Source organism: Buttiauxella sp. B2 (assembly GCF_006376615.1).
GTDB lineage: Bacteria > Pseudomonadota > Gammaproteobacteria > Enterobacterales > Enterobacteriaceae > Buttiauxella.
Genome location: NZ_VEXQ01000013.1, coordinates 19470 through 41910, shown reverse-complemented (window position 1 = coordinate 41910; position 22441 = coordinate 19470). Strand labels below are relative to the sequence as shown.

The window sequence follows — 22441 nt, the reverse complement described above, 5'->3', positions numbered from 1 at the left end:
TATGACTGAACTTACAAAAGTAAACTGCCCAGGCTGCGGTAAAATAGTTGTCTGGAATGAAACCAGCCCGTATCGTCCATTTTGCTGCAAGCGCTGCCAACTGATTGATTTAGGTGAATGGGCCGCCGAGGAAAAACGAATTCCAAGCAGCGGCGATCTGTCTGAAAGCGACGACTGGAGTGAAGAAGACCTGCGTTAATGTTGCTGTAATTTGCTAATAATAGGTTCATTAGCTGGTGGAAAATCTGTAGCCACCAGCGCATTTTGCGCAATCCACTGCCCCGGTTGCCCTTCTTTGCCCCACGGATCACCTTCCCAACTTTTTACTATATAAAACCACAGTGTCACGTGTCTGTCCGGAAACTCATAAGACAATTTATCGAACAAAGTAAACTCATTCGCCGTTATGCCCGTCTCTTCCTGAAGCTCACGAACTAGCGCCTGTTCCGGCGTTTCATCTACCTCAATTTTCCCTCCGGGAAATTCAAGCTTATTTGCCATATGAGCATCTGCCGCTCGTTGAGTAATAAAAATCTCACCCTGCGCGTTGCGAATGATGCCAATGGCGATTTCTAATTGTTTCATTTTTGTTCAGGTGCTCCATAGAAAAAAGGCGCAGCAAGCTGCGCCTTCGTCGACAATTAAAGTTCTTAGCTCAAACGACCATGACACTGTTTGAATTTCTTACCAGAACCGCATGGACACGGGTCGTTACGACCCACTTTGCGCTCACCCGTTTCCGCAGCCAATGCTTCAGCAGCAAGCGTGTCGTCATCCTGATGGCTCAGCTGTTGCATCTGTGCCAGACGATCAGCCTCTTCACGACGCTGTTGCTCCATTGCTTCGACTTCTTCAGGCATACGAACCTGCACCTTGCTGAGCGTACTGATCACTTCATATTTCAGCGCTTCAAGCATGGATGCAAACATAGCAAAGGATTCACGCTTGTATTCTTGCTTCGGATCTTTCTGTGCATAACCACGTAAGTGGATACCCTGACGCAGATAATCCATTGCTGCCAGGTGCTCTTTCCACAGTGAGTCCAGTGTCTGCAGCATGACGCCTTTTTCGAAATGACGCATCATTTCAATGCCAACAACTTCTTCCTTGCGCTTATACACTTCGATAGCGTTTTGCAAAATACGCTCGCGCAGAGTTTCTTCGTGCAGTTCAGGCTCTTTATCCAGCCACTCTTTAATTGGCAGTTCGAGGTCAAAGTCGTTTTTCAGACGTTCTTCCAGTCCTTCAACATCCCACATTTCTTCCAGCGATTGCGGTGGAATGTGCGCGTCGATAGTCACTTTAAAGACATCTTCGCGGATGCTATTGATGGTTTCGCTAACGTCGCTCACATCCAGCAATTCGTTACGCTGGCTGTAGATCGCGCGGCGCTGGTCGTTTGCCACATCATCGTATTCAAGAAGCTGTTTACGGATATCAAAGTTACGGCTTTCAACTTTACGCTGTGCGTTAGCAATCGCTTTGGTCACCCATGGGTGCTCAATGGCTTCGCCTGGCTTCATGCCCAGTTTACGCATCATGCCTGAAACGCGATCCGATGCAAAAATACGCATCAGGGAATCTTCCATAGACAGGTAGAAGCGAGATGAACCCGCGTCACCCTGACGACCAGAACGACCACGTAACTGGTTATCGATACGGCGAGATTCGTGACGTTCTGTACCGATGATGTGCAGACCACCAGACGTCAGAACCGCGTCATGGCGAATTTGCCAGTCAGCTTTAATCTGCGCAATTTGTTCAGGCGTTGGGTTTTCAAGCTCAGCAACTTCTGCCTGCCAACTACCACCCAATACGATATCCGTACCACGACCTGCCATGTTCGTCGCAATGGTCACCGCAGCAGGGTAACCCGCTTGAGCAACAATACCTGCTTCGTTCGCGTGGAATTTGGCATTCAGAACGTTGTGTTTGATACCAGCTTTGGTCAACTCAGCAGAGACGACCTCAGATTTCTCGATAGAAATGGTACCCACCAACACTGGCTGACCATTGGCAGTACGTTCTTTAATGTCTTCGATAATCGCAGCAATCTTGTCTACTTCAGTCATGTAGACCAAATCAGGCATGTCTTTACGAATCATTGGACGGTTAGTTGGCACAACGATGGTATCGAGCTTATAGATAGAGCTGAACTCGAACGCTTCGGTATCCGCAGTACCTGTCATACCTGCTAATTTTTCATACAGGCGGAAGTAGTTCTGGAAGGTGATGGATGCCAGAGTCTGGTTTTCGTTCTGAATATCGACACCTTCTTTGGCTTCGACTGCCTGATGCAGGCCATCAGACCAACGACGACCTTGCATGGTACGACCGGTATGTTCATCAACGATGATAACCTCGCCGTCTTTCACGATGTAGTCAACGTCACGGGTGAACAGAACATGTGCGCGCAACGCGGCAGTCACGTGGTGCATCAACATAATATTGGTTGGTGAATAAAGTGACTCACCTTCTTCCATGATGCCTTCACGAACCAGCAGCTCTTCAACCAGCACCAGACCGCGTTCCGTAATGTTTACCTGACGAGATTTTTCGTCCACGGAGAAGTGGCCTTCACCCTGGAAAGTATCAGAATCTTCTTTTTCCTGGCGGATAAGGCTTGGGATGATTTTGTTTACTTTCTTATACATCTCGGAGCTGTCTTCAGCAGGGCCGGAGATGATAAGTGGTGTGCGCGCTTCATCGATAAGAATTGAGTCAACCTCATCCACCAATGCGTAGTGAAGTTTACGCTGCACACGCTCTTCTGGGCTAAACGCCATGTTGTCACGCAGATAGTCAAAACCGTATTCGTTGTTAGTGCCGTAAGTAATGTCAGCTGCATAAGCTTCGCGCTTTGCAGATGCTGGCATGTTAGGTAAGTTGATACCGACGCTTAATCCCAGGTATTCGAACAGAGGGCGGTTGTTCTCAGCATCGCGCTGCGCCAGGTAGTCGTTCACAGTAACAACGTGGACACCACGGCCACTCAAGGCATTCAGATAAGCAGGTAGTGTCGCAGTCAGTGTTTTACCTTCACCGGTACGCATTTCTGCAATACAACGATCGTTCAGTACCATGCCGCCAAGCAGCTGTACGTCGAAGTGACGCATACCGAAAACACGCTTACTTGCTTCACGAACAACAGCAAAAGCTTCTGGAATCAGATTTTCCAACACTTCGCCTTTCGCAAGACGCGCGCGGAACTCACCAGTTTTTGCTTTCAACTCATCATCGGAAAGTTTTTCAATTTCCGGTTCCATGCTGTTAATCAGGGTGACAACTTTACGCATACGACGCAGGGTGCGATCGTTACGACTACCGAAAACTTTAGTTAATAATTTGATTAGCATAATAAATTCTCAAACGCCTACCATCTGGGCAGAGCTAAAATAACGTTATAATTAAAGGAAGTGGATTTAGCTGAGGCGTTGAGGACCTGCGCGGATACCCTGGACCTGGCTAATCCAAATGGCAGGACTGAAGGCCTCGACAGCAGGTGGCTGCCAAAGCGTGGTACGACGTACGATAACAGGCGGTTTACTTTCTTGGGTAAGAAGCGCGCTGAGCGTATCGAGTAATGCGAGTTTATGTGCCTGAAGAGGCAAACTCTCTTGGGCTACTGGCAGGGTTTGAGGTGCCATAGCAAAAGAAAGGTGACGAATAACTGTGCGAATAGCATGCTGATGCCAGTAATCGACACTAAATGATGGTCGACGAGTACTTTCCTGCAATAATGCCAGACTATTAAAGCTAACCTTATTGAGGTAATCGTGGCTACTGGTGGAGGTTTCCGCCGGGGCTGTTGGCTCAGTATTTTGGCTAAGCGCAGGCATGCCAAAACTCGCCGCGACCATCCCCAATATGAGATGCGGCCAGAAATAACGTCTGCCAAACTGTCGCCAACGATTTAGAATACCAATCACTTTATCCGCCGGAGCATTATGTATGCGTGATAGTCGCCCACAATCTTTAGAGCATTTGTTCGATGATGCTGGTGCCGAAAGCGTGTTGCAAAACGTGCAGCAACGCGCCACTGCTCTACTACGGCTTAACAGGGCAGTGAAAGGGATATTACCCGCTCAACTGCATCCCTGGTGCCGGGTAGCAAATTTCCGACAAGGCATTCTCGTACTTGAAACTGCAAATGCTAGCTGGCTGATGCGTTTACGCTACGAACAAGCCACGCTACTGAGTGCATTAAGAGCACAAATATTACCATCATTGACATCAATCGACATCAGGATTAATCCATCACTGGCTGCAATTGGGCAAGAATCCGTACAAGAAAACAGCATTCAGACAATGAAAGTTAAAACTGAAGGGGTTAACAGAGTGCTGAGCCAACAAAGTGCAGAGGCATTAAGAATGGTGGCGGAACGTAGCCCAGAGAGGTTAAAGGCAATAATAGAACGACTGGCATCATTGGCCGGAGAGAGTACCAACAAAACCAGTCGTAATAAATAATTCTGGTGTTATGCCAGAACCATTTTCGGTGCTTTGAACGCTAACGGAAGTTCGGCATCGTCTTCGAAGGTTGCCCATTCCCAGGCTTCCTGTTTCGCCAGAACTGCCTGAAGCAATTTGTTATTCAGTGCATGACCAGATTTATAGGCAGTAAATGCGCCAATAATGTTATGGCCGCACATGAATAAGTCACCAATTGCATCAAGCATTTTGTGACGAACGAATTCATCTTCAAAACGCAGGCCGTCTTCGTTCAGTACGCGATAATCGTCAACAACGATGGCACAATCGAAGCTACCGCCCAGGCACAAACCACGGGACTGCAGATATTCGATATCACGCATGAAACCGAAGGTGCGAGCACGACTTATCTGGCGCATAAATGCATCTGCAGAGAAGTTCATGCTGTAGCGTTGGGTACTTGCATCAATCGCCGGGTGGTTAAAGTCGATGGTGAAATCCAACGAAAAACCATTGTACGGCTTGAATTCAGCCCATTTATCGCCATCTTCAACGCGAACTGTTTCTTTAACGCGAACAAATTTCTTCGCACAGTTTAATTCGTCAATCCCGGCATCAAGCAGCAGGTAAACGAATGGCGCTGCACTGCCGTCCATAATTGGGATTTCTGAGGCATTGACTTCAACAATGATGTTATCAATACCCAATCCCGCAAGGGCGGCATTCAAATGTTCAACGGTAGAAATCCGCACATCCTGCTCGTTCACCAGGCAAGTACAGAGCATGGTATCACGCACAGATTTGGCATCTGCCGGAAAATCTACCGGAGGATTCAAGTCGGTGCGACGATAGATGACCCCGGTATTTGCCGGCGCAGGGCGCAACGTCAGTGTGACTTTCTTGCCGGTATGTAAACCGACACCAGTCGCCTGAACGATACGTTTAAGTGTCCTTTGTTTGATCATCGTATAATCTCGCCAAATTACCTATCCAACCGAAGTGTATATCACAATCGGTGGACCAGTTTAGCACAAAGAGCGAAAATCCCCAACTTCCGGTTTATTCTTAATCAGCTTGCTTACGCAAGAACGCTGGAATATCCAGATAATCAGGCTCTTTCGTCGTTTGTGGCGTATTGTCGTTCACTACTTTAGCAACAGGTTTTTGCTCTTGCTGAAGCGGAGCCATGCCGTGCTGCTGGTAGCGATCCATAACAGGCTGCTGAGTTTGTTTGTTGGTCACCAGAGTAATTTCTGGACGCTTGTCCATACCAATACCGGTTGCAACCACGGTCACACGTAGTTCGTCGTTCATCTCTGGGTCCAGAGAAGTACCGATTACTACAGTGGCGTTATCAGAAGCGAACGCACGGATAGTGTTACCCACAGTTTCGAACTCATCCAGACGCAGATCAAAGCCAGCGGTGATGTTAACCAGAACACCACGAGCGCCAGACAGATCGATGTCTTCCAAAAGTGGGCTGGAAATTGCCATTTCTGCCGCTTCTTCTGCTCGGTCTTCACCACTTGCAACACCAGAACCCATCATGGCATAACCCATTTCTGACATTACGGTACGCACGTCAGCAAAGTCGACGTTCATCAGACCCGGACGAGTGATCAGTTCAGCGATACCCTGTACTGCGCCTTTCAATACGTCATTTGCTGCACCGAAAGCGTCTAGCAAAGAAATACCACGGCCCAGCACTTTCAACAGTTTGTCGTTAGGGATGGTGATCAGTGAGTCAACATGCTTAGAAAGCTCGGCAATACCCTGCTCCGCAAAAGCCATGCGCTTCTTACCTTCAAAGTTGAAAGGCTTAGTCACAACAGCTACGGTCAGGATGCCCAGATCTTTGGCAACTTCTGCAACTACAGGTGCTGCACCTGTACCTGTACCGCCACCCATACCTGCGGCGATAAATACCATGTCTGCACCTTCAAGTGCGGCACGTAACGCGTCACGGTCTTCTTCCGCAGCGGTACGACCCACTTCAGGGTTCGCTCCAGCTCCCAGACCTTTGGTAATACCATTACCAATCTGGATAGTCTGGCCTACCGCAGTTTTACGTAACGCCTGAGCGTCAGTATTCACTGCAAAGAATTCAACACCTTCGATGCGTTCACGCACCATGTGTTCAACGGCATTACCGCCGCCACCACCGACGCCGATGACTTTAATCACCGCGTCGTTGGTCAGTTCCATAGGTTCAAACATAGTTTCTCTCCGTTTTGTGCCTGTCGCCTGAGACCACTAATTTTGTCTGGTCTCTTATAAAAATTAAAACTCTTTTCTCAGCCAGCTGTTGATTCGTTTAATCCATGAGCCGACAGAGGTTCGTTTTTCCACTTCTGCTTCACCACTGAGATGTGTTTCTTTCCCGTAGTGCAGCAGGCCGACTGCGGTGGAGTAATAGGACTCCTGGGCATAATCAGTCAGGCCAGTAATATTTAGCGGTTGTCCAATACGCACTTGCGTATGGAACACACGCTGCGCACAGGCTGCCAGGCCTTCAATTTGCGCCGCGCCACCCGTTAGTACAATCCCCGCGGCCAGGTGGTGCTTCACACCTTGCTGGCGAAGTTGCTCTTGTAATTGCAAAATCTCTTCGTTTACCAGGTTCAACAACTCGGTATAACGGGGCTCGATAACTTCAGCGAGCGTCTGACGTTGCAGGCTTCGCGGTGGGCGCCCCCCCACACTTGGCACTTCAACGTTTTCGTCTTTACCTACAATCGAACCCAACGCACAACCATGACGCACCTTAATGGCTTCTGCATCACTCGGCGGTGTGCCGAAGGCATAGGCGATATCACTGGTCACCACGTTCCCTGCATAAGGGATAACTTTGGTGTGGCGCAATGCACCGCCAGTGTATACCGCGATGTCCATAGTACCACCACCGACATCAACCACGCAGACCCCTAATTCACGCTCATCTTCGGTCAATACTGCGTAGCTTGCCGCAAGCCCTGCAAAGATCAGTTGGTCAACTTTAAGGCCACAACGTTCAACTGCTTTGACGATGTTTTTCGCCATATCGTTGTGACAGGTAATCAGGTGCACTTTAGCCTGCATACGCACACCCGATAAACCTACAGGATTTTTGATGCCTTCCTGGTAGTCAATTGCGTATTCTTGCGGGATAACGTGCAAAACACGATGTTCGTCACGTACACGCACTGACTTTGCGGTGTGAACAACGTTCTCAACGTCTTCCTGCGTCACTTCTTCTTCTGAGATTGGCACCATGCCAATCTCGTTCTGGCAGCTAATATGCTTACCTGACAGCGCAAGGTAGACCGAAGATATCTGGCAATCAGCCATTAATTCAGCCTGATCAATTGCACGCTGAACACATTTTACGACTGACTCGAGATCGTTTACGCCACCCTTGTCCATACCACGCGATGGGCAGCTGCCCACGCCAATAATATTGACCATACCGTCAGGCAGAACTTCCCCTACTAAAGCGGCAACCTTTGCGGTACCGATCTCCAGTCCTACTACCAGTTTTCTGTCCGTCGCCTTGATCATTGTTATTCTGCCTGTGCCTGATTCTGTTGCTGATTAGGATTAGGTTCCTCTACCGGAGCAGGTTGCCAACCCACTGCCGCACCTGAGTCGTAACGCAAATCGACATAGCTAATCCTTTTATTGTCGGTTTGCTCTTGTTGCTGCAGAACAGGGTAAAGTTCTACAAAGCGACTCAAGCGTTTCATCGTATCGCCTCGGCCCAAATTGAGCTTAATGCCGTTATTCAACGTTAATTGCCAGGAGCGACGAGCGGTCATCGCCGCTTCTTTTAGCGTAAATTTATCCTTTGCCAGCACTTCGCCCATTGCGCGATAGCCTTGCAATACTTCACCTTCACTGCCTTCAGGCCCGGATAACATAGGTAAAGTCTGCTTTGCGGCGCGTTCTGCCGGAACACTGAACGAATTTCCTTGCGCATCAATCATGTGCTGATCATTCCAGCGCGCTATGGGTACATATTCAACCAGATGAATCTTCAATTCGTCCGGCCACTGCTTTCTAACACTCGCCTGTTTAATCCATGGCAAACGTTCAATTTGCTGTTGGATGATATTCACATCCTGGGTCATAAAAGTACCTGGCGGCCCAAGAGCCAGAATCGACTGGCGAATATCATCGTTACGGGTGTAATGCCGTTCACCAGTAACCACCAACTTGGAGAGTGGCAGACGCTGTGCATCTTCCATCCAGCCAACCACTATCCAGCCGCCGATAAATACCGTAAACAGTACTGCACTCAGGAAAATAATCCCGGCCAGTCGCCCACCGTTACTACGACGAGAACTGGTTTCCTCTTCTTCCTGGCGATTACGCGTATTCAGAGCTGCTTGCGACATATCAGTCTGCCAACTCCAGAATTCGCACTACCAGTTGAGAGAAGGTCATCCCAGCCTGACGTGCCGCCATCGGCACCAGACTATGGCTAGTCATGCCAGGCGACGTATTCACTTCCAGCAGATAAAACTGCCCGTCGCTATCCAGCATGACGTCTACACGCCCCCAACCACTGCAGCCCAAAACTTGCCAGGCTTCCAGCACTAAAGCCTGTAATTCTTGCTCGCGCTGCTCGATTAAACCGCTCGGGCAGAAATATTGTGTCTCATCAGAGAGATACTTCGCCTCATAATCATAGAAAATTCCAGCGGGTTGGATACGTATTGACGGTAAAATTTCATCGCCGAGAATCGCAACGGTATATTCAGGGCCGTTTAACCATTTCTCGATCAGCACTTCTTCGTCATGCTCAAAGGCTAATTCAAGCGCTGCTGGCAGTGCTGCAACGCTATCAACCTTAGACATACCAACGCTTGAGCCTTCACGGCTTGGCTTAACGATGACTGGAAGCCCTAAGCTTGCAATATGTTCTACTGTTGTACCGGAGATCCCTGCATCTACATCTCGGCGTGTTAGCGCAACCCATGGAGCAACAGGTAAATTCGCACCTTTCCACAGCAATTTGGTACGCAGTTTATCCATAGTGACAGCAGAAGACATCACGTCACTACCGGTGTAAGGCAACTTTAGGAGTTCAAGTAAGCCTTGCAGCGTCCCGTCTTCTCCGCCGCGACCGTGTAAGGCAATAAATACTTTGTCAAAACCCAGTGCTTTCAGTTCAGTAACTGGCGTATTTTTCGGGTCAACTTCGTGCGCATCAATTCCTGCTTCTCTGAGGCCTGCAAGTACGGCAGCACCTGATTGCAATGAAACCTCACGCTCAGCGGAGGTCCCGCCCAGCAGGACAGCGATTTTATCAACCATTTTGTTCGCCCTCCTTAGTGTGGGACTGCAATTTAAATTCAGCCAGGTTTCTGGCAACTTTCCCGACATTTCCTGCACCTTGCACCAGGATCAAGTCATTTCCCGACAAAAGTGGTGCTAAAACGTCCGCAATTTGACTGGCGTCTGGTACCAGAATTGGATCGACTTTTCCGCGGCCACGAATGGTACGGCACAACGAACGGCTATCGGCCCCTGGAATTGCAGCTTCGCCAGCAGAATAAACATCTAGCATCAGCAACGAATCCACTTGTGACAATACGTTAGCAAAATCATCGTACAAATCGCGGGTACGTGTGAAACGGTGCGGCTGGAAGATCATGACCAAGTTTTTATCCGGCCAGCCCGCACGTGCAGCTTTAATGGTGGCATCAACTTCTGTCGGATGGTGGCCATAGTCATCCACCAACATGGCAGACCCCTCTTTTCCATTCACAGGTGCGAGTGGATATTCGCCCAAGAAATCAAAGCGGCGCCCCGTTCCCTGGAAACTTTCCAACGCACTCAGAATGTCAGCATCATCAATGCCTTCTTCAGTAGCAACAGACACCGCGGCAGCCGCATTTAACGCATTGTGGCGACCCGGTGCGTTCAGCGTGACATGCAAAGCAGGTTTGTCCTGGCGCACAATCGTAAAATGTCCCTGCGGGCCTTTCTGCTGATAACTTTCGATGCGAACGTCTGCGTCTTCACTGAAACCGTAAGTAGTAATTTTGCGGCCTACACGTGGCAACAGCTCACGGATAACCGGATCGTCCACGCACATCACCGCCAGACCATAAAACGGCAGATTGTGCAGGAAGTTAATAAACGTCTGCTTTAAGTTTTCGAAGTCGCCCTGGTAGGTATCCATGTGGTCAGCTTCGATATTTGTCACCACAGAAACCATCGGCTGTAAATGGAGGAATGACGCATCACTCTCATCAGCTTCTGCAATCAGGTAACGGCTGTGACCTAAGCGCGCATGTGTTCCAGCCGCTTTAACAAGACCACCGTTAACAAAAGTAGGGTCGAGACCTGCTTCTGCATAAATACTAGAAACCATCGCTGTAGTGGTCGTTTTGCCATGCGTACCGGCAATGGCAATGCCATGACGAAAGCGCATCAATTCAGCCAGCATTTCGGCACGGCGGATAACAGGTATACGCGCTTCATGAGCGGCAACAATTTCTGGGTTATCCATAGAGATAGCGGTAGAAACCACCACTACGCTCGCATCCAGTACGTTTTCAGGGCGATGATTAAAATAAATTGTGGCGCCCAGCGCCGACAACTGCTGAGTGACCGGGTTCGGTGCCAAATCAGACCCGCTGATCTGGTAACCTTCGTTAGCTAAAACTTCGGCAATACCGCCCATACCGGCGCCGCCGATGCCAACAAAGTGAATGTGCCGGACGCGACGCATCTCGGGCACGATAGAACGCAGTTTCGCCAGTTGTTGTGTATTCATTTTCTAACCTACAGCGTCAAACGCCATTACTTCAAATATTCATGGGCAGCAACATCACCGCCACCCACCATGATTACGCTAGTGCTGCGGCGCTCACTTCATTTGCTACCCGCTCTGTGGCATCAGGAATGGATGCAGCTCGCGCACGCTCGGCCATTGCCAATAACGTCGCTCTGTCCCACCCGGCGAGAGTTTGGGTTACGGCATCCACGGTAAACTGCGGTTGCTCCAGTATTTTTGCCGCTCCAGCTTTTTCAAGTGGCAACGCATTCCAATATTGCTGCCGATCTTTGTGCTGGAAAGGAACAAACAGTGCAGGTAATCCTGCGGCCGCGACTTCGCTGACGGTTAAAGCTCCGGAACGACAGACCACGACATCGGCCCACGCATAAGCGGCAGCCATATCATCAATAAATTCGGTCACTTTATGCTGAGGCTGTGCGGCCTGAACGTAGGCCTGCTGCACCGCTTCCTGACCACCTTTGCCACATTGGTGCCAAATGGTGACCGCTTCGCCCATACGACCAGCAACTTGCGGCATAGCCTGGTTCAGCACACGGGCTCCCTGAGAACCACCAACGACTAAGACCCGCACCGGGCCTTCACGTCCTGCAAAGCGTTCTTGAGGTAATGGCAGAGCCAACACATCGGTACGAACCGGATTGCCAACTACATCAGCATTCGGGAATGCACCTGGAAATGCCTGCATCACTTTCTTCGCAATTTTTGACAGCCATTTATTGGTTAACCCAGCAATTCCGTTTTGCTCATGCAACACAACGGGGATACCAAGCGACCAGGCCGCCAGGCCGCCAGGCCCTGATACATACCCACCCATGCCAAGAACAACGTCCGGACGATAGGTTTTCATGATGGCTCGCGCCTGACGCCAGGCATTGAAAATACGTACTGGCGCCAGCAACATCGCTTTCAGGCCTTTACCACGCAAACCTGAAATACGAATAAAATCGATCTCAATCCCATGTTTAGGAACTAAGTCTGCTTCCATACGATCGGCGGTACCGAGCCAGCGTACTTGCCAGCCCTGAGCCATTAAGTGATGTGCTACTGCCAGACCCGGGAACACATGCCCGCCGGTTCCACCAGCCATCACCATTAACCGCCGGGATTGGTTACTCATCGCACACCCTTCGTAAACGCCTGCGCTTTAGCCAGACGTGTTTCATAATCAATACGCAGCAACATCATGATTGCTGTAGACATAATTAACAGGCTCGAACCACCGTAACTGATCAGTGGCAATGTCAAACCTTTGGTCGGCAGCATACCCGCCGCAGCCCCTACGTTTACCAGAGCCTGGAAACTAAACCAAACCCCGATTGAGCAGCCTAAAAAACCCGCAAAACGTTGGTCCATTTCTAATGCCCGTTTACCGATGGACATCGCACGAAAAGCCACGAAGAATACCATCAATAAAGCGAGCACCACACCGATATATCCCAGCTCTTCTCCGATAATTGAGAAGATGAAGTCAGTGTGCGCTTCTGGTAAATACTCGAGCTTTTGGACTGAATTACCCAACCCCTGTCCCCACAATTCACCGCGGCCAAACGCCATCAGAGATTGTGTTAACTGGTAGCCACTGCCAAATGGGTCATCCCACGGATTCCAGAAGGATGTTACGCGGCGAATACGGTAGGGTTCGGCAAGGATCAACAGCACAACGGCGGAGATCCCCATGCCGATAATCGCGAGGAACTGCCAGAGTTTGGCACCCGCCAGGAACAACATGGCCAGCGTAGTAACAAAAAGCACAACCACCGTACCAAGGTCAGGCTGCGCCAGCAGTAAAACTGCTAATACAAGAATAACGCCCATCGGTTTGAGGAAGCCGCGCAGGTTATTACGCACCTCATCAACTTTACGTACCAGGTAGTTGGCGAGATAACAGAACAGCGACAACTTAGTGAATTCAGCAGGCTGAATGCGCAATGGACCGAAAGCAATCCAACGTGATGCACCGTTAACCGAGCTACCCACAACCAGTACAATCAACAGCATCGCAATAGATAGAAGCAACAAGGCAGTACTGTGGCGCTGCCAGAAATCCATCGGCAAACGCAATGTGAACATCGCTAATACAAACGCCAGAATGATGTACAACCCATCACGTTTCGCAAACAGGAATGGGTCGTTTGCCAGGCGCTGCCCTACAGGCATAGACGCAGATGTCACCATAATAAAACCAACCGCGGCCAGCCCGAGAGTCAGCCATAACATGGTACGGTCGTACATGACTATGTTGTTGGAATCCGCTTCCCGGGAGCCCATCACCCAGCCTTTAAGCGCCGATCCCAACCAGCCCAGGATGGCAAATCCAGGCACGCGAGGCATACGCAGGCGAGGGAAAGATAAGCGCATCAGCCAAGCTCCTTCGCAAGTTGGGTAAATTGGTCGCCACGTTGCTCGAAGTTTTTGAACTGATCGAGGCTTGCGCAAGCTGGTGAAAGCAGAACCAGGTCACCAGGCTGTACTCGAGCGGCAATGAGTTGCATAGCCTGAGCCATAGTTTCAGTTTGCTCGGCAACGTCCGGGCGCAATGCGGCAAGTTCTGCACCATCACGGCCAAAGCAGTAAAGGCGAATGGCAGAACCTTGCAGGTACTGACCCAATGATGAGAAATCGGCTGATTTGCCATCACCCCCTAATAGCAGATGTAACGTCCCATCGACCTGCAAACCGTTCAGCGCAGCTTCAGTGCTGCCGACGTTGGTCGCTTTGGAATCGTTAATCCAACGCACACCATTACGCTCCCATGAAAGCTGGAAACGGTGAGCAAGACCGGTAAAGGCAGTGAGCGCTTTGAGACTGCTGGAGCGTGGAAGTTTCACCGCATCAGCCAACGCCAATGCTGCAAGCGCGTTGGTGTAGTTATGACGCCCCACCACTTTCATTTCTTTAGTGTTCAGTACCTTCTCGCCTTTCACCCGCAGCCAGGTGCTACCCTGCTGGTTATTCAGATGATAATCGCCGACGTCCACACCAAAACTGACACAGCGGCTGTCTGCACCGCGCACAGGCATTGTTAACGCGTCATCTGCATTCACAACGCAAACCGCAGCGTTTTCATAAACACGCAGTTTTGCCGCACGATACTGCTGCAGACCAAATGGATAGCGATCCATATGATCTTCAGTCACGTTAAGGATGGTTGCCGCTGCCGCTTTAAGACTGAAGGTGGTCTCCAACTGGAAGCTAGATAGCTCAAGAACATACAGCTCGCAGTTTTGATCAAGCAGCATCAATGCAGGCAGGCCAATGTTTCCACCAACGCCTACATTCACACCCGCCGCTTTCGCCATTTCACCGACCAATGTGGTAACGGTACTTTTACCGTTAGAACCGGTAATCGCCACAATCGGTGCCTGCGCTTCGCGGCAAAAAAGTTCGATATCACCGATGATTTCAACACCAGCATCTGCGGCACGACTCAATGCAGGATGGGCTACAGCAATACCAGGGCTGGCAATAATCAAGTCAGCCGCTAACAACCAGTCTTCGTTGAGTGAGCCAGTATGTCGCTCCACCGCTTCTGGCAGTTTTTCCAGGCCCGGTGGTGAGATGCGTGTGTCCATTACGCGTGGCGTAACACCACGGGCCAGGAAGAAGTCCACGCAAGACAGGCCAGTAAGGCCTAATCCGATAATAACGACTTTTTTACCCTGGTAATCAGTCATAGCTATCGCACCTTCAGGGTAGCAAGGCCGATCAGGACCAGCATCAGTGAAATAATCCAGAAGCGCACGATGACTCGCGGTTCCGGCCAGCCTTTCAATTCATAATGGTGATGAATCGGGGCCATACGGAAAATGCGTTGTCCGCGCAATTTGAAGGAGCCAACCTGCAAGATGACAGACAGTGTTTCAACCACAAACACCCCGCCCATAATGACCAACAGGAATTCTTGGCGTAACAACACAGCGATAGTTCCGAGCGCACCGCCCAGAGCAAGCGAGCCGACATCGCCCATAAAGACTTGTGCTGGGTAGGTGTTGAACCACAAGAAACCAAGCCCTGCGCCAACAATAGCCGTACATACGATGACCAACTCCCCTGCATGACGCAAATAAGGGATATGCAGGTATTCTGCGAATTTAATGTTACCCGTAGCCCAGGCCACTAGCGCAAAACCAGATGCAACCAGCACGGTTGGCATAATCGCCAGGCCGTCGAGACCATCAGTCAGGTTTACTGCATTACCGGTGCCGACAATAACAAAGTACGCCAGCAGTACGTAGAACAGACCAAGCTGAGGCATCACGTCTTTAAAGAACGGCACAACCAGCTCGGTGGCTGGCGTTCCTTTCCCTGCGCTGTACATCGTGAAGGCAACAGCCAGCGCGATGACAGACATCCAAAAGTATTTCCATCGGGCAATCAACCCCTTAGTGTCTTTGCGGACGACCTTGCGGTAGTCATCGACAAAGCCAATCGCCCCATAACCTACCAGTACGAACAATACGCACCAGACATATGGATTTGACGGATAAGCCCACATCAAGACGGAAATAACGATAGAAGTCAGGATCATAATCCCGCCCATCGTTGGTGTTCCACGTTTGCTAAAATGAGATTCAGGGCCGTCGTTACGCACAACCTGACCGAAGGAAAGTTGCTGCAAACGAGCAATCATACGCGGCCCCATCCACAACGAGATAAACAGAGCAGTCAGCAGGCTGACAATGGCGCGAAACGTCAAATAGGAAAAGACGTTAAAGCCGGAATAATATTTGACCAAGTGTTCGGCCAGCCAAACTAACATGTTCCATTCTCCTGTAATGCGCGTACTACCTGTTCCATGGCGGCACTACGTGAACCTTTAACTAAAATGGTAATCATTGAATGCTCTTTGATAAGCGCTTTCAGACGCACGATTAAAGAAGGCTTATCGGTAAAGTGTTCACCAACTTCAGAAGCAAGACTGATTATTTCGCTCAGAGTGCCCACACTCAGTACGCAATCAATGCCTGACGCTTTTGCTGCTTCGCCGACCTGACGATGGCACTCAACAGATTCAGCGCCCAACTCGGCCATATCCCCAACAACCATCACGCGGAAACCCGGCATTTCAGACAAGACCTGCGCTGCGGCAGTCATTGACCCCACATTGGCGTTGTAACTGTCGTCGAGTAGAAGTTGGTTTTCGGAAAGTTGAATCGGGAACAAACGACCGGGAACAGCTTCAAGGTCAGCAAGACCTGTTTTAACCACTTCCAAAGATGCACCAACAGCCATCGCAAGTGATGTTGCAGCCAGAGCATTGGCAATATTATGGCGACCCGGCAACGGCAACGTCACATCGATATCGCCAACCGGCGTTTTGATGGTGAAATCAGTACCATGAGCGGTGATGTGCACATTGGTCGCGGTAAAATCGCTTCCAGTTGCGTTCGGGGAGAAACGCCAGGTTTTGCGATCGCCAATAATTTCTTGCCAGTTCAGCCAGTCATTATTGTCCGCATTGAGAATCGCGATACCGTTTGCCGGTAAACCCGTGAAAATCTCACCTTTTGCTTTCGCAACCCCCGCAAGCGAGCCAAAACCTTCGAGATGTGCAGCCGCCAGGTTGTTCACCAACACAGCTTCAGGGCGAGTCAGACCAACCGTCCAGGCGATTTCACCTTGATGGTTTGCACCAAGCTCGATGACCGCATATTCATATTCTGGTGTCAGGCGTAATAACGTCATTGGCACGCCAATATCGTTATTCAGGTTCCCAGCGGTATACAAGGTATTACCGCACTTGCGCAAAATTGCTGCAGTCATCTCTTTAACAGAGGTTTTACCAGAAGATCCGGTTAGTGCGACAACTCGCGTTGGCACCTGCTGGCGAACCCATGCCGCCAGTTCACCGAAGGCCTGATGTGTATCTGCAACGACGAGCTGAGGAACGTTAACGTCCAGCTTACGGCTAACCAGCAACGCCCCTGCCCCACCGCTGACTGCATCTTGCGCAAAACCATGCGCATCAAAACGTTCACCTTTCAGTGCGACAAACAGGCAACCCGGCGTTAACTTACGTGTGTCGGTGGTGACATCGTTGATATCAGCATCAGCACCGTGCAACTCGCCATTAAGGACAGTGGCAAGTTGGCTCAATGAAACGCGGATCATGCAACAACCCCCAACAAGCGGGCGACAGTAACACGGTCTGAGTAGTCCAGGCGGCGCGTACCAACAATCTGATAGTCCTCGTGCCCTTTGCCTGCTACCAAAACCACATCATTTTCACTTGCCTGCATAATCGCGTTGGTTACCGCTTCTGCACGACCAGAAACCACATGTGCACGACCCGCATCCAGCATGCCAACCAGAATGTCGGCAACAATCGCTTTCGGCTCTTCTGTACGAGGGTTGTCGTCAGTGACTACCACCACATCCGCATATTGTTCAGCGATACCACCCATAATTGGGCGTTTGCCTTTATCACGATCGCCACCGCAACCGAAGACACACCACAGCTTACCGCTGCAATGTAAACGGGCGGCTTGCAATGCTTTTTCCAGAGCATCCGGCGTGTGGGCATAATCCACCACTACTGTCGGCTTACCCGGGGCACTGAAAACTTCCATACGACCACAAACAGGTTGCAGGCTTGGCGCGGTTTTCAGCAATTCTTCAATTGGATAATCAAGCACTAACAAGGTTGCCAACGCTAACAGCAAGTTGCTGACGTTAAAGGCCCCCATCAGGCGACTTTCGATTTCACCGTCGCCCCAGGAAGAACTGAAGCGAACGGTTGCCCCGCCATCGTGATAATGCACATTGGTTGCTTTCAACCAACGGCCACGCCAGCCAGGCTGCAAATTATCTTCCATCGTAACGGCAACTGCGTCAGGTAAACGCACTAACCAATTGCGTCCTACTTCATCATCAGCATTGATGATTGCATGGCCGTAATCATGTTCGGAGAACAGCAGCCATTTTGCGGCCTCGTATCCCGCCATATCACCGTGGTAATCGAGATGATCACGGCTAAGGTTGGTGAACACGCTGGCAGCAAATTTCAAAGCGGAAACACGGTGCTGAACCAGACCATGTGAGGAAACTTCCATCGCGGCAAAGCTCGCGCCTTGTTCAGCAAGGTTAGCAAGCACTTGCTGTACGTCGACGGCGGAACCCGTGGTATTTTCGGTTGGTTTTACATTCCCGAGCAGACCATTACCCACAGTACCCATCACAGCACTGGTTTCGCCTAATAACTGGCTCCACTGAGCAAGCAGTTGAGCGGTGGTGGTTTTACCGTTAGTGCCGGTTACGCCAACCAGGCGCAATGCACTTGAAGGCTCGCGGTAAAAACGCCCTGCCAAAGCTGAGAGACGTTGATGCAGCTGGCTCAGGTAAATAACCGGTACTCCGTGCATTTCACGGATTTCGCCATCATTTGCTTCGCCTTCAGCTTCAGCTACGACCGCAGCTACGCCTTGTGCAATTGCCTGCGGAATATATCGACGCCCGTCTGCCTGATGGCCTACTAAAGCCACAAAAAGGTCGCCCGATGCCGCCACGCGACTATCGAGTGTCATTTCTCGCAGAGCTCTCGCGGGTAGCGCTGGTACCCACGGAGCGAGAAGGTCGCGCAAATTACGATCTGCCACCTGATCCCTCATTTTGATTAATTACAAACTCACTTTTTTCACCTGTCGCCAGAGCATCCGGTTCGATATTCATGGTGCGCAGAACGCCGCCCATGATGGCACCAAACACAGGTGCAGAGACGGCACCACCGTAATATTTACCTGCTTGCGGATCGTTAATTACCACAACCAACGCGAAACGCGGGTTACTGGCTGGCGCAACGCCTGCTGTGTAAGCAATGTATTTGTTGATGTATTTTCCATCCGGCCCGACTTTTTTCGCAGTACCGGTCTTAATTGCAATGCGGTAGCCTTTGATGGCCGCTTTCACACCACCACCACCAGGCAATGCCACACTTTCCATCATATGAACGACGGTACGGACCAGCGGTTCAGGGAAAATACGCTCACCTGGAACCGGTGGATCAACCTTCGTTATCGACAACGGGCGATAAACGCCATAGCTGCCAATCGTTGCGTAGACTCGCGCTAACTGTAACGGGGTTACCATTAGCCCGTAGCCGAAAGAGAAGGTGGCCCTCTCTATGTCAGACCACCGTTGTTTTTGCGGATATAAGCCACTGCGTTCTCCGACCAACCCCAAATTGGTCGCTTTTCCCAGTCCAAAACGTGAGTAAGTATCTACCAACGCTGAGGAGGGCATCGCTAACGCCAGTTTGGAAACCCCGACGTTACTCGACTTCTGTAGCACCCCGGTAAGGGTCAATTCGCTATAGCGCGCCACATCTTTGATCTCATGACCATTAATGCGGTACGGCACGGTATTCAGAACGGTATTTTCACGCACTACGCCGCGTTGCAGCGCTGTCATGACAACCATCGGTTTGACTGTTGAACCCGGCTCGAAAACGTCCGTAATGGTGCGGTTACGCATCACATCTTTCGGGGTTCCGCTTAAATTATTTGGGTTGTAGGATGGGCTGTTCGCCATCGCTAATACTTCACCAGTGCTGACATCCACCAACACTGCGCTGCCTGATTCTGCTTTATTGAAAGCAACCGCGTTGTTGAGTTCACGATAAACCAGAGCCTGTAAGCGTTCATCAATGCTCAAAGCCAGGTTATGAGCAGCCTGGCTATCGGTTGATGAAATGTCTTCAATGACGCGACCGAAACGGTCTTTACGCACAATGCGCTCGCCAGGTTGGCCGGTTAGCCATTTGTCGAAGCTTTTTTCCACGCCCTCGATACCCTGGCTATCCACGTTTGTGAAACCAATCAAGTGAGCGGTCACTTCGCCAGAAGGGTAATAACGACGGGATTCCTGGCGTAAGTGAATCCCAGGAAGCTTCAGTTTTTTGATGTAGTCGCCAATATCAGGGTTTACCTGGCGAGCCAGGTAAATAAAGCGACCTTTTGGATTGCTGTTAACACGGGAAGCAAGTTGGTCGAGAGGAATTTTCAGAGCATCCGCCAACGCTTTCCAGCGATTATCCAGCGTAATGCCACCTGCATCATGCAGTTCTTTCGGGTCTGCCCAAATCGCATTTACCGGCACGCTGACAGCCAGTGGACGGCCTGCACGGTCGCTAATCATGCCGCGGGAAGTTGAAACTTCTTGCACACGTAACGAGCGCATATCACCCTGGCGAACGAGCATGTCCGGCGCGATGATTTGCAGCCAGGCAACGCGCCCCAACAGGAAAACCAGCGCCAGCAAAATGCAACCGCAAAGCAACGCAAAACGCCAACTTACAAAGTTGGCCTGTTCTTCCTGGCGTTTCGGTTTAAGCGTTTTGGCCGCTGCTCTCATCTGTCACGCGATTCCTTATTGCTGAACTACGATGTTTTCCTGCGATGGGTCGACATGCTGCAGTTGCAGCTTTTCCGTCGCGACCCGCTCCACTCGGCTATGATCGCCCAGTGCGTTTTCTTCCAAAATCAGGTTGCGCCATTCGATGTCCAACGCATCACGCTCCACCACCATTTGCTCACGTTGCGCGGTAAGCAGGCGGGTGTGGTGCGCGGTGGTCACAACAAAAATGGCGGTAATGATAATGGCGGCGAACAAGATCAGTGGCATTTTCCCGTGACGCAATAAGTCACCACCAATCACTGTTGGTAGTGCATGTCGCTCGCCACTGCTTAGCTGGCCAGTAACTTTACTGAGGGCTTCTGCCACTTTGTTGATCATGCGTTTGTCCTTTCAGCAATGCGCAATACAGAACTGCGCGCGCGTGGGTTTTCCGCCACTTCTTCATCACCTGGCATCATTTTGCCAATTGATTTTAAATACCTGCCGCCGAGTTTATTCAACTGGGCTTCAGTCATGGGAATGCCCGCTGGAACCTGTGGCCCACGGGTGTTCTCACGCATAAAACGCTTAACAATGCGGTCTTCCAAAGAATGGAAGCTGATAATCGACAAACGGCCACCCGGTGACAGTGTTTCAATCGAACCTTTAAGGGCCTGTTCAATTTCTTCAAGTTCGCTGTTAATCCAGATGCGAATAGCCTGGAATGTACGCGTAGCAGGGTGTTTGAATTTGTCTTTTACCGGCATTGCCGCAGCCACAACTGTTGCCAATTCTTTGGTGCGGGTCATCGGTTGTTCGCGATTACGCTCAATAATAGCGCGCGCGATACGCTTACCAAACTTCTCCTCACCAAAGGTTTTAATCACCCAGGCGATGTCAGCTTCTTCTGCATTGAGCAACCATTCTGCGGCAGACTGCCCACGAGTCGGGTCCATACGCATATCCAACGGGCCGTCACGCATAAATGAGAAACCACGTTCGGCGTCGTCAAGTTGTGGGGAAGAAACGCCAAGATCCAACAGGATGCCGTCAATTTTTCCCAGCAAGTCGCGTTCGCGTGCGTATTCAGCTAATTCAGAGAAAGGCCCATGAATAATGGAGAAGCGTGGGTCGTCAATGGCCTGCGCCACCGCAATTGCTTGTGGATCGCGGTCAATAGCCAGCAGTCGTCCTTCTGGTCCCAGTTGGGAAAGAATCAAACGAGAATGGCCACCGCGACCAAATGTGCCATCAATGTAGATGCCATCCTGACGTATGTTCAGACCGTTCACGGCCTCATCAAGCAGCACCGAAGTATGTTTAAAATTTTCCATCATTATTTATAGTGACAAGTCCTGCAGACGGTCCGACAACGTAGTCGTCGTAGCCTGCTCAGCGTCGATGTCTTCCTTGACCCGTTGATGCCAGGTCGTTTCATCCCACAGTTCAAACTTATTGAACTGCCCAACCAGCATCACTTCTTTGGTTAGCCCAGCGTGTTGGCGCAAAACTGGTGCAAGCAACAATCGCCCGGCACTATCCATCTGACATTCACTGGCATGGCCCAGTAACAATCGCTGCACGCGACGTTCAACAGGGTTCATACTCGACAGACGAGCTAGCTTTTGTTCAATAATTTCCCACTCGGGAAGGGTATAAAGCAGCAGGCATGGGTGATGGATGTCGATGGTACAGACCATCTGACCTTCAGAAGTTTCGACAAGCTTTTCCCGGTAACGGGTAGGTACGGCAAGCCGCCCTTTGCTGTCGAGATTGACTAATGTTGCCCCACGGAACATGCCAGCCTCACCCTTAAATTCCCCTTTCCACCACTTTGACCCACAAAATCCCACCTAAAGGAGTTTACGGAGCGGAGGAAAACCTTGTCAAGCA

At 50.5% G+C, this 22441-nt stretch carries 21 protein-coding genes; 2 read left to right on the top strand and 19 right to left on the bottom strand.

Annotated elements, in window-relative coordinates; translation table 11 throughout:
• Position 1 precedes the first annotated feature (1 nt).
• The gene (gene yacG, locus FH968_RS15000) at positions 2-199 is read left to right on the top strand and encodes a DNA gyrase inhibitor YacG (protein ID WP_139880862.1); all 198 of its coding nucleotides are present in this window, start codon (positions 2-4) and stop codon (positions 197-199) included.
• Here yacG and mutT read toward each other — a convergent pair.
• The 3 genes from mutT to secM form a co-directional block, all read right to left on the bottom strand.
• Positions 196-585: an 8-oxo-dGTP diphosphatase MutT gene (gene mutT / locus FH968_RS14995; protein ID WP_139880859.1), complete on the bottom strand. Its 390-nt coding sequence runs from the start codon at positions 583-585 to the stop codon at positions 196-198. The genes yacG and mutT overlap by 4 nt on opposite strands.
• 65 nt (positions 586-650) lie before the next feature.
• The gene (gene secA / locus FH968_RS14990; protein ID WP_139880855.1) at positions 651-3356 is read right to left on the bottom strand and encodes a preprotein translocase subunit SecA; all 2706 of its coding nucleotides are present in this window, start codon (positions 3354-3356) and stop codon (positions 651-653) included.
• Positions 3357-3422: 66 nt separating this feature from the next.
• Complete coding sequence (gene secM, locus FH968_RS14985) at positions 3423-3929, bottom strand: secA translation cis-regulator SecM (protein ID WP_139880851.1); 507 nt, start codon at positions 3927-3929, stop codon at positions 3423-3425.
• A gap of 22 nt (positions 3930-3951) precedes the next feature.
• Here secM and FH968_RS14980 point away from each other — a divergent pair, with 22 nt between their 5' ends.
• Complete coding sequence (locus FH968_RS14980) at positions 3952-4470, top strand: DUF721 domain-containing protein (RefSeq protein ID WP_139880847.1); 519 nt, start codon at positions 3952-3954, stop codon at positions 4468-4470.
• Positions 4471-4478: 8 nt separating this feature from the next.
• Here the strand turns inward: FH968_RS14980 and lpxC are convergent, their stop codons facing one another.
• From lpxC to mraZ, 16 genes are all read right to left on the bottom strand, one after another.
• The gene (gene lpxC / locus FH968_RS14975; RefSeq protein WP_139880844.1) at positions 4479-5396 is read right to left on the bottom strand and encodes a UDP-3-O-acyl-N-acetylglucosamine deacetylase; all 918 of its coding nucleotides are present in this window, start codon (positions 5394-5396) and stop codon (positions 4479-4481) included.
• Between the two features lie 100 nt (positions 5397-5496).
• The gene (gene ftsZ / locus FH968_RS14970; protein WP_064539921.1) at positions 5497-6648 is read right to left on the bottom strand and encodes a cell division protein FtsZ; all 1152 of its coding nucleotides are present in this window, start codon (positions 6646-6648) and stop codon (positions 5497-5499) included.
• Positions 6649-6711: 63 nt separating this feature from the next.
• Positions 6712-7968 carry a cell division protein FtsA gene (gene ftsA, locus FH968_RS14965; RefSeq protein WP_034460940.1) on the bottom strand — a complete coding sequence of 419 codons (1257 nt, stop codon included), beginning with the start codon at positions 7966-7968 and terminating at the stop codon, positions 6712-6714.
• 2 nt (positions 7969-7970) lie between these two features.
• The gene (gene ftsQ / locus FH968_RS14960; protein ID WP_139880841.1) at positions 7971-8804 is read right to left on the bottom strand and encodes a cell division protein FtsQ; all 834 of its coding nucleotides are present in this window, start codon (positions 8802-8804) and stop codon (positions 7971-7973) included.
• A 1-nt stretch (position 8805) separates the two neighbouring features.
• The gene (locus FH968_RS14955) at positions 8806-9726 is read right to left on the bottom strand and encodes a D-alanine--D-alanine ligase (protein ID WP_139880838.1); all 921 of its coding nucleotides are present in this window, start codon (positions 9724-9726) and stop codon (positions 8806-8808) included.
• Positions 9719-11194, bottom strand: coding sequence for a UDP-N-acetylmuramate--L-alanine ligase (gene murC, locus FH968_RS14950; protein WP_139880835.1), 1476 nt, complete (start codon positions 11192-11194; stop codon positions 9719-9721). Before murC ends, FH968_RS14955 begins: the two co-directional genes overlap by 8 nt.
• A 73-nt stretch (positions 11195-11267) precedes the next feature.
• On the bottom strand, positions 11268-12335 hold the full coding sequence (gene murG, locus FH968_RS14945; protein ID WP_139880832.1) for an undecaprenyldiphospho-muramoylpentapeptide beta-N-acetylglucosaminyltransferase: 1068 nt from the start codon (positions 12333-12335) through the stop codon (positions 11268-11270).
• The gene (gene ftsW / locus FH968_RS14940; protein WP_139880829.1) at positions 12332-13576 is read right to left on the bottom strand and encodes a cell division protein FtsW; all 1245 of its coding nucleotides are present in this window, start codon (positions 13574-13576) and stop codon (positions 12332-12334) included. Before ftsW ends, murG begins: the two co-directional genes overlap by 4 nt.
• Positions 13576-14892, bottom strand: coding sequence for a UDP-N-acetylmuramoyl-L-alanine--D-glutamate ligase (gene murD / locus FH968_RS14935; RefSeq protein WP_139880826.1), 1317 nt, complete (start codon positions 14890-14892; stop codon positions 13576-13578). The genes ftsW and murD overlap by 1 nt, the downstream gene beginning before the upstream one ends.
• A 2-nt stretch (positions 14893-14894) precedes the next feature.
• Positions 14895-15977 carry a phospho-N-acetylmuramoyl-pentapeptide-transferase gene (gene mraY, locus FH968_RS14930; RefSeq protein WP_064556689.1) on the bottom strand — a complete coding sequence of 361 codons (1083 nt, stop codon included), beginning with the start codon at positions 15975-15977 and terminating at the stop codon, positions 14895-14897.
• On the bottom strand, positions 15971-17329 hold the full coding sequence (gene murF, locus FH968_RS14925) for a UDP-N-acetylmuramoyl-tripeptide--D-alanyl-D-alanine ligase (RefSeq protein ID WP_139880823.1): 1359 nt from the start codon (positions 17327-17329) through the stop codon (positions 15971-15973). The genes mraY and murF overlap by 7 nt, the downstream gene beginning before the upstream one ends.
• Positions 17326-18813, bottom strand: a complete 1488-nt coding sequence (murE, locus tag FH968_RS14920) for a UDP-N-acetylmuramoyl-L-alanyl-D-glutamate--2,6-diaminopimelate ligase (protein ID WP_139880820.1) — start codon at positions 18811-18813, stop codon at positions 17326-17328. Before murE ends, murF begins: the two co-directional genes overlap by 4 nt.
• Complete coding sequence (locus tag FH968_RS14915; RefSeq protein ID WP_139880817.1) at positions 18800-20566, bottom strand: peptidoglycan glycosyltransferase FtsI; 1767 nt, start codon at positions 20564-20566, stop codon at positions 18800-18802. Before FH968_RS14915 ends, murE begins: the two co-directional genes overlap by 14 nt.
• A gap of 15 nt (positions 20567-20581) precedes the next feature.
• Positions 20582-20947 (bottom strand): cell division protein FtsL, encoded by a 366-nt coding sequence (ftsL, locus tag FH968_RS14910; RefSeq protein ID WP_139880814.1) that lies wholly within the window; start codon positions 20945-20947, stop codon positions 20582-20584.
• Complete coding sequence (gene rsmH, locus FH968_RS14905; protein ID WP_139880811.1) at positions 20944-21885, bottom strand: 16S rRNA (cytosine(1402)-N(4))-methyltransferase RsmH; 942 nt, start codon at positions 21883-21885, stop codon at positions 20944-20946. The genes ftsL and rsmH overlap by 4 nt, the downstream gene beginning before the upstream one ends.
• Positions 21886-21888: 3 nt before the next feature.
• On the bottom strand, positions 21889-22347 hold the full coding sequence (gene mraZ / locus FH968_RS14900) for a division/cell wall cluster transcriptional repressor MraZ (RefSeq protein WP_139880808.1): 459 nt from the start codon (positions 22345-22347) through the stop codon (positions 21889-21891).
• Positions 22348-22441: the final 94 nt, after the last annotated feature.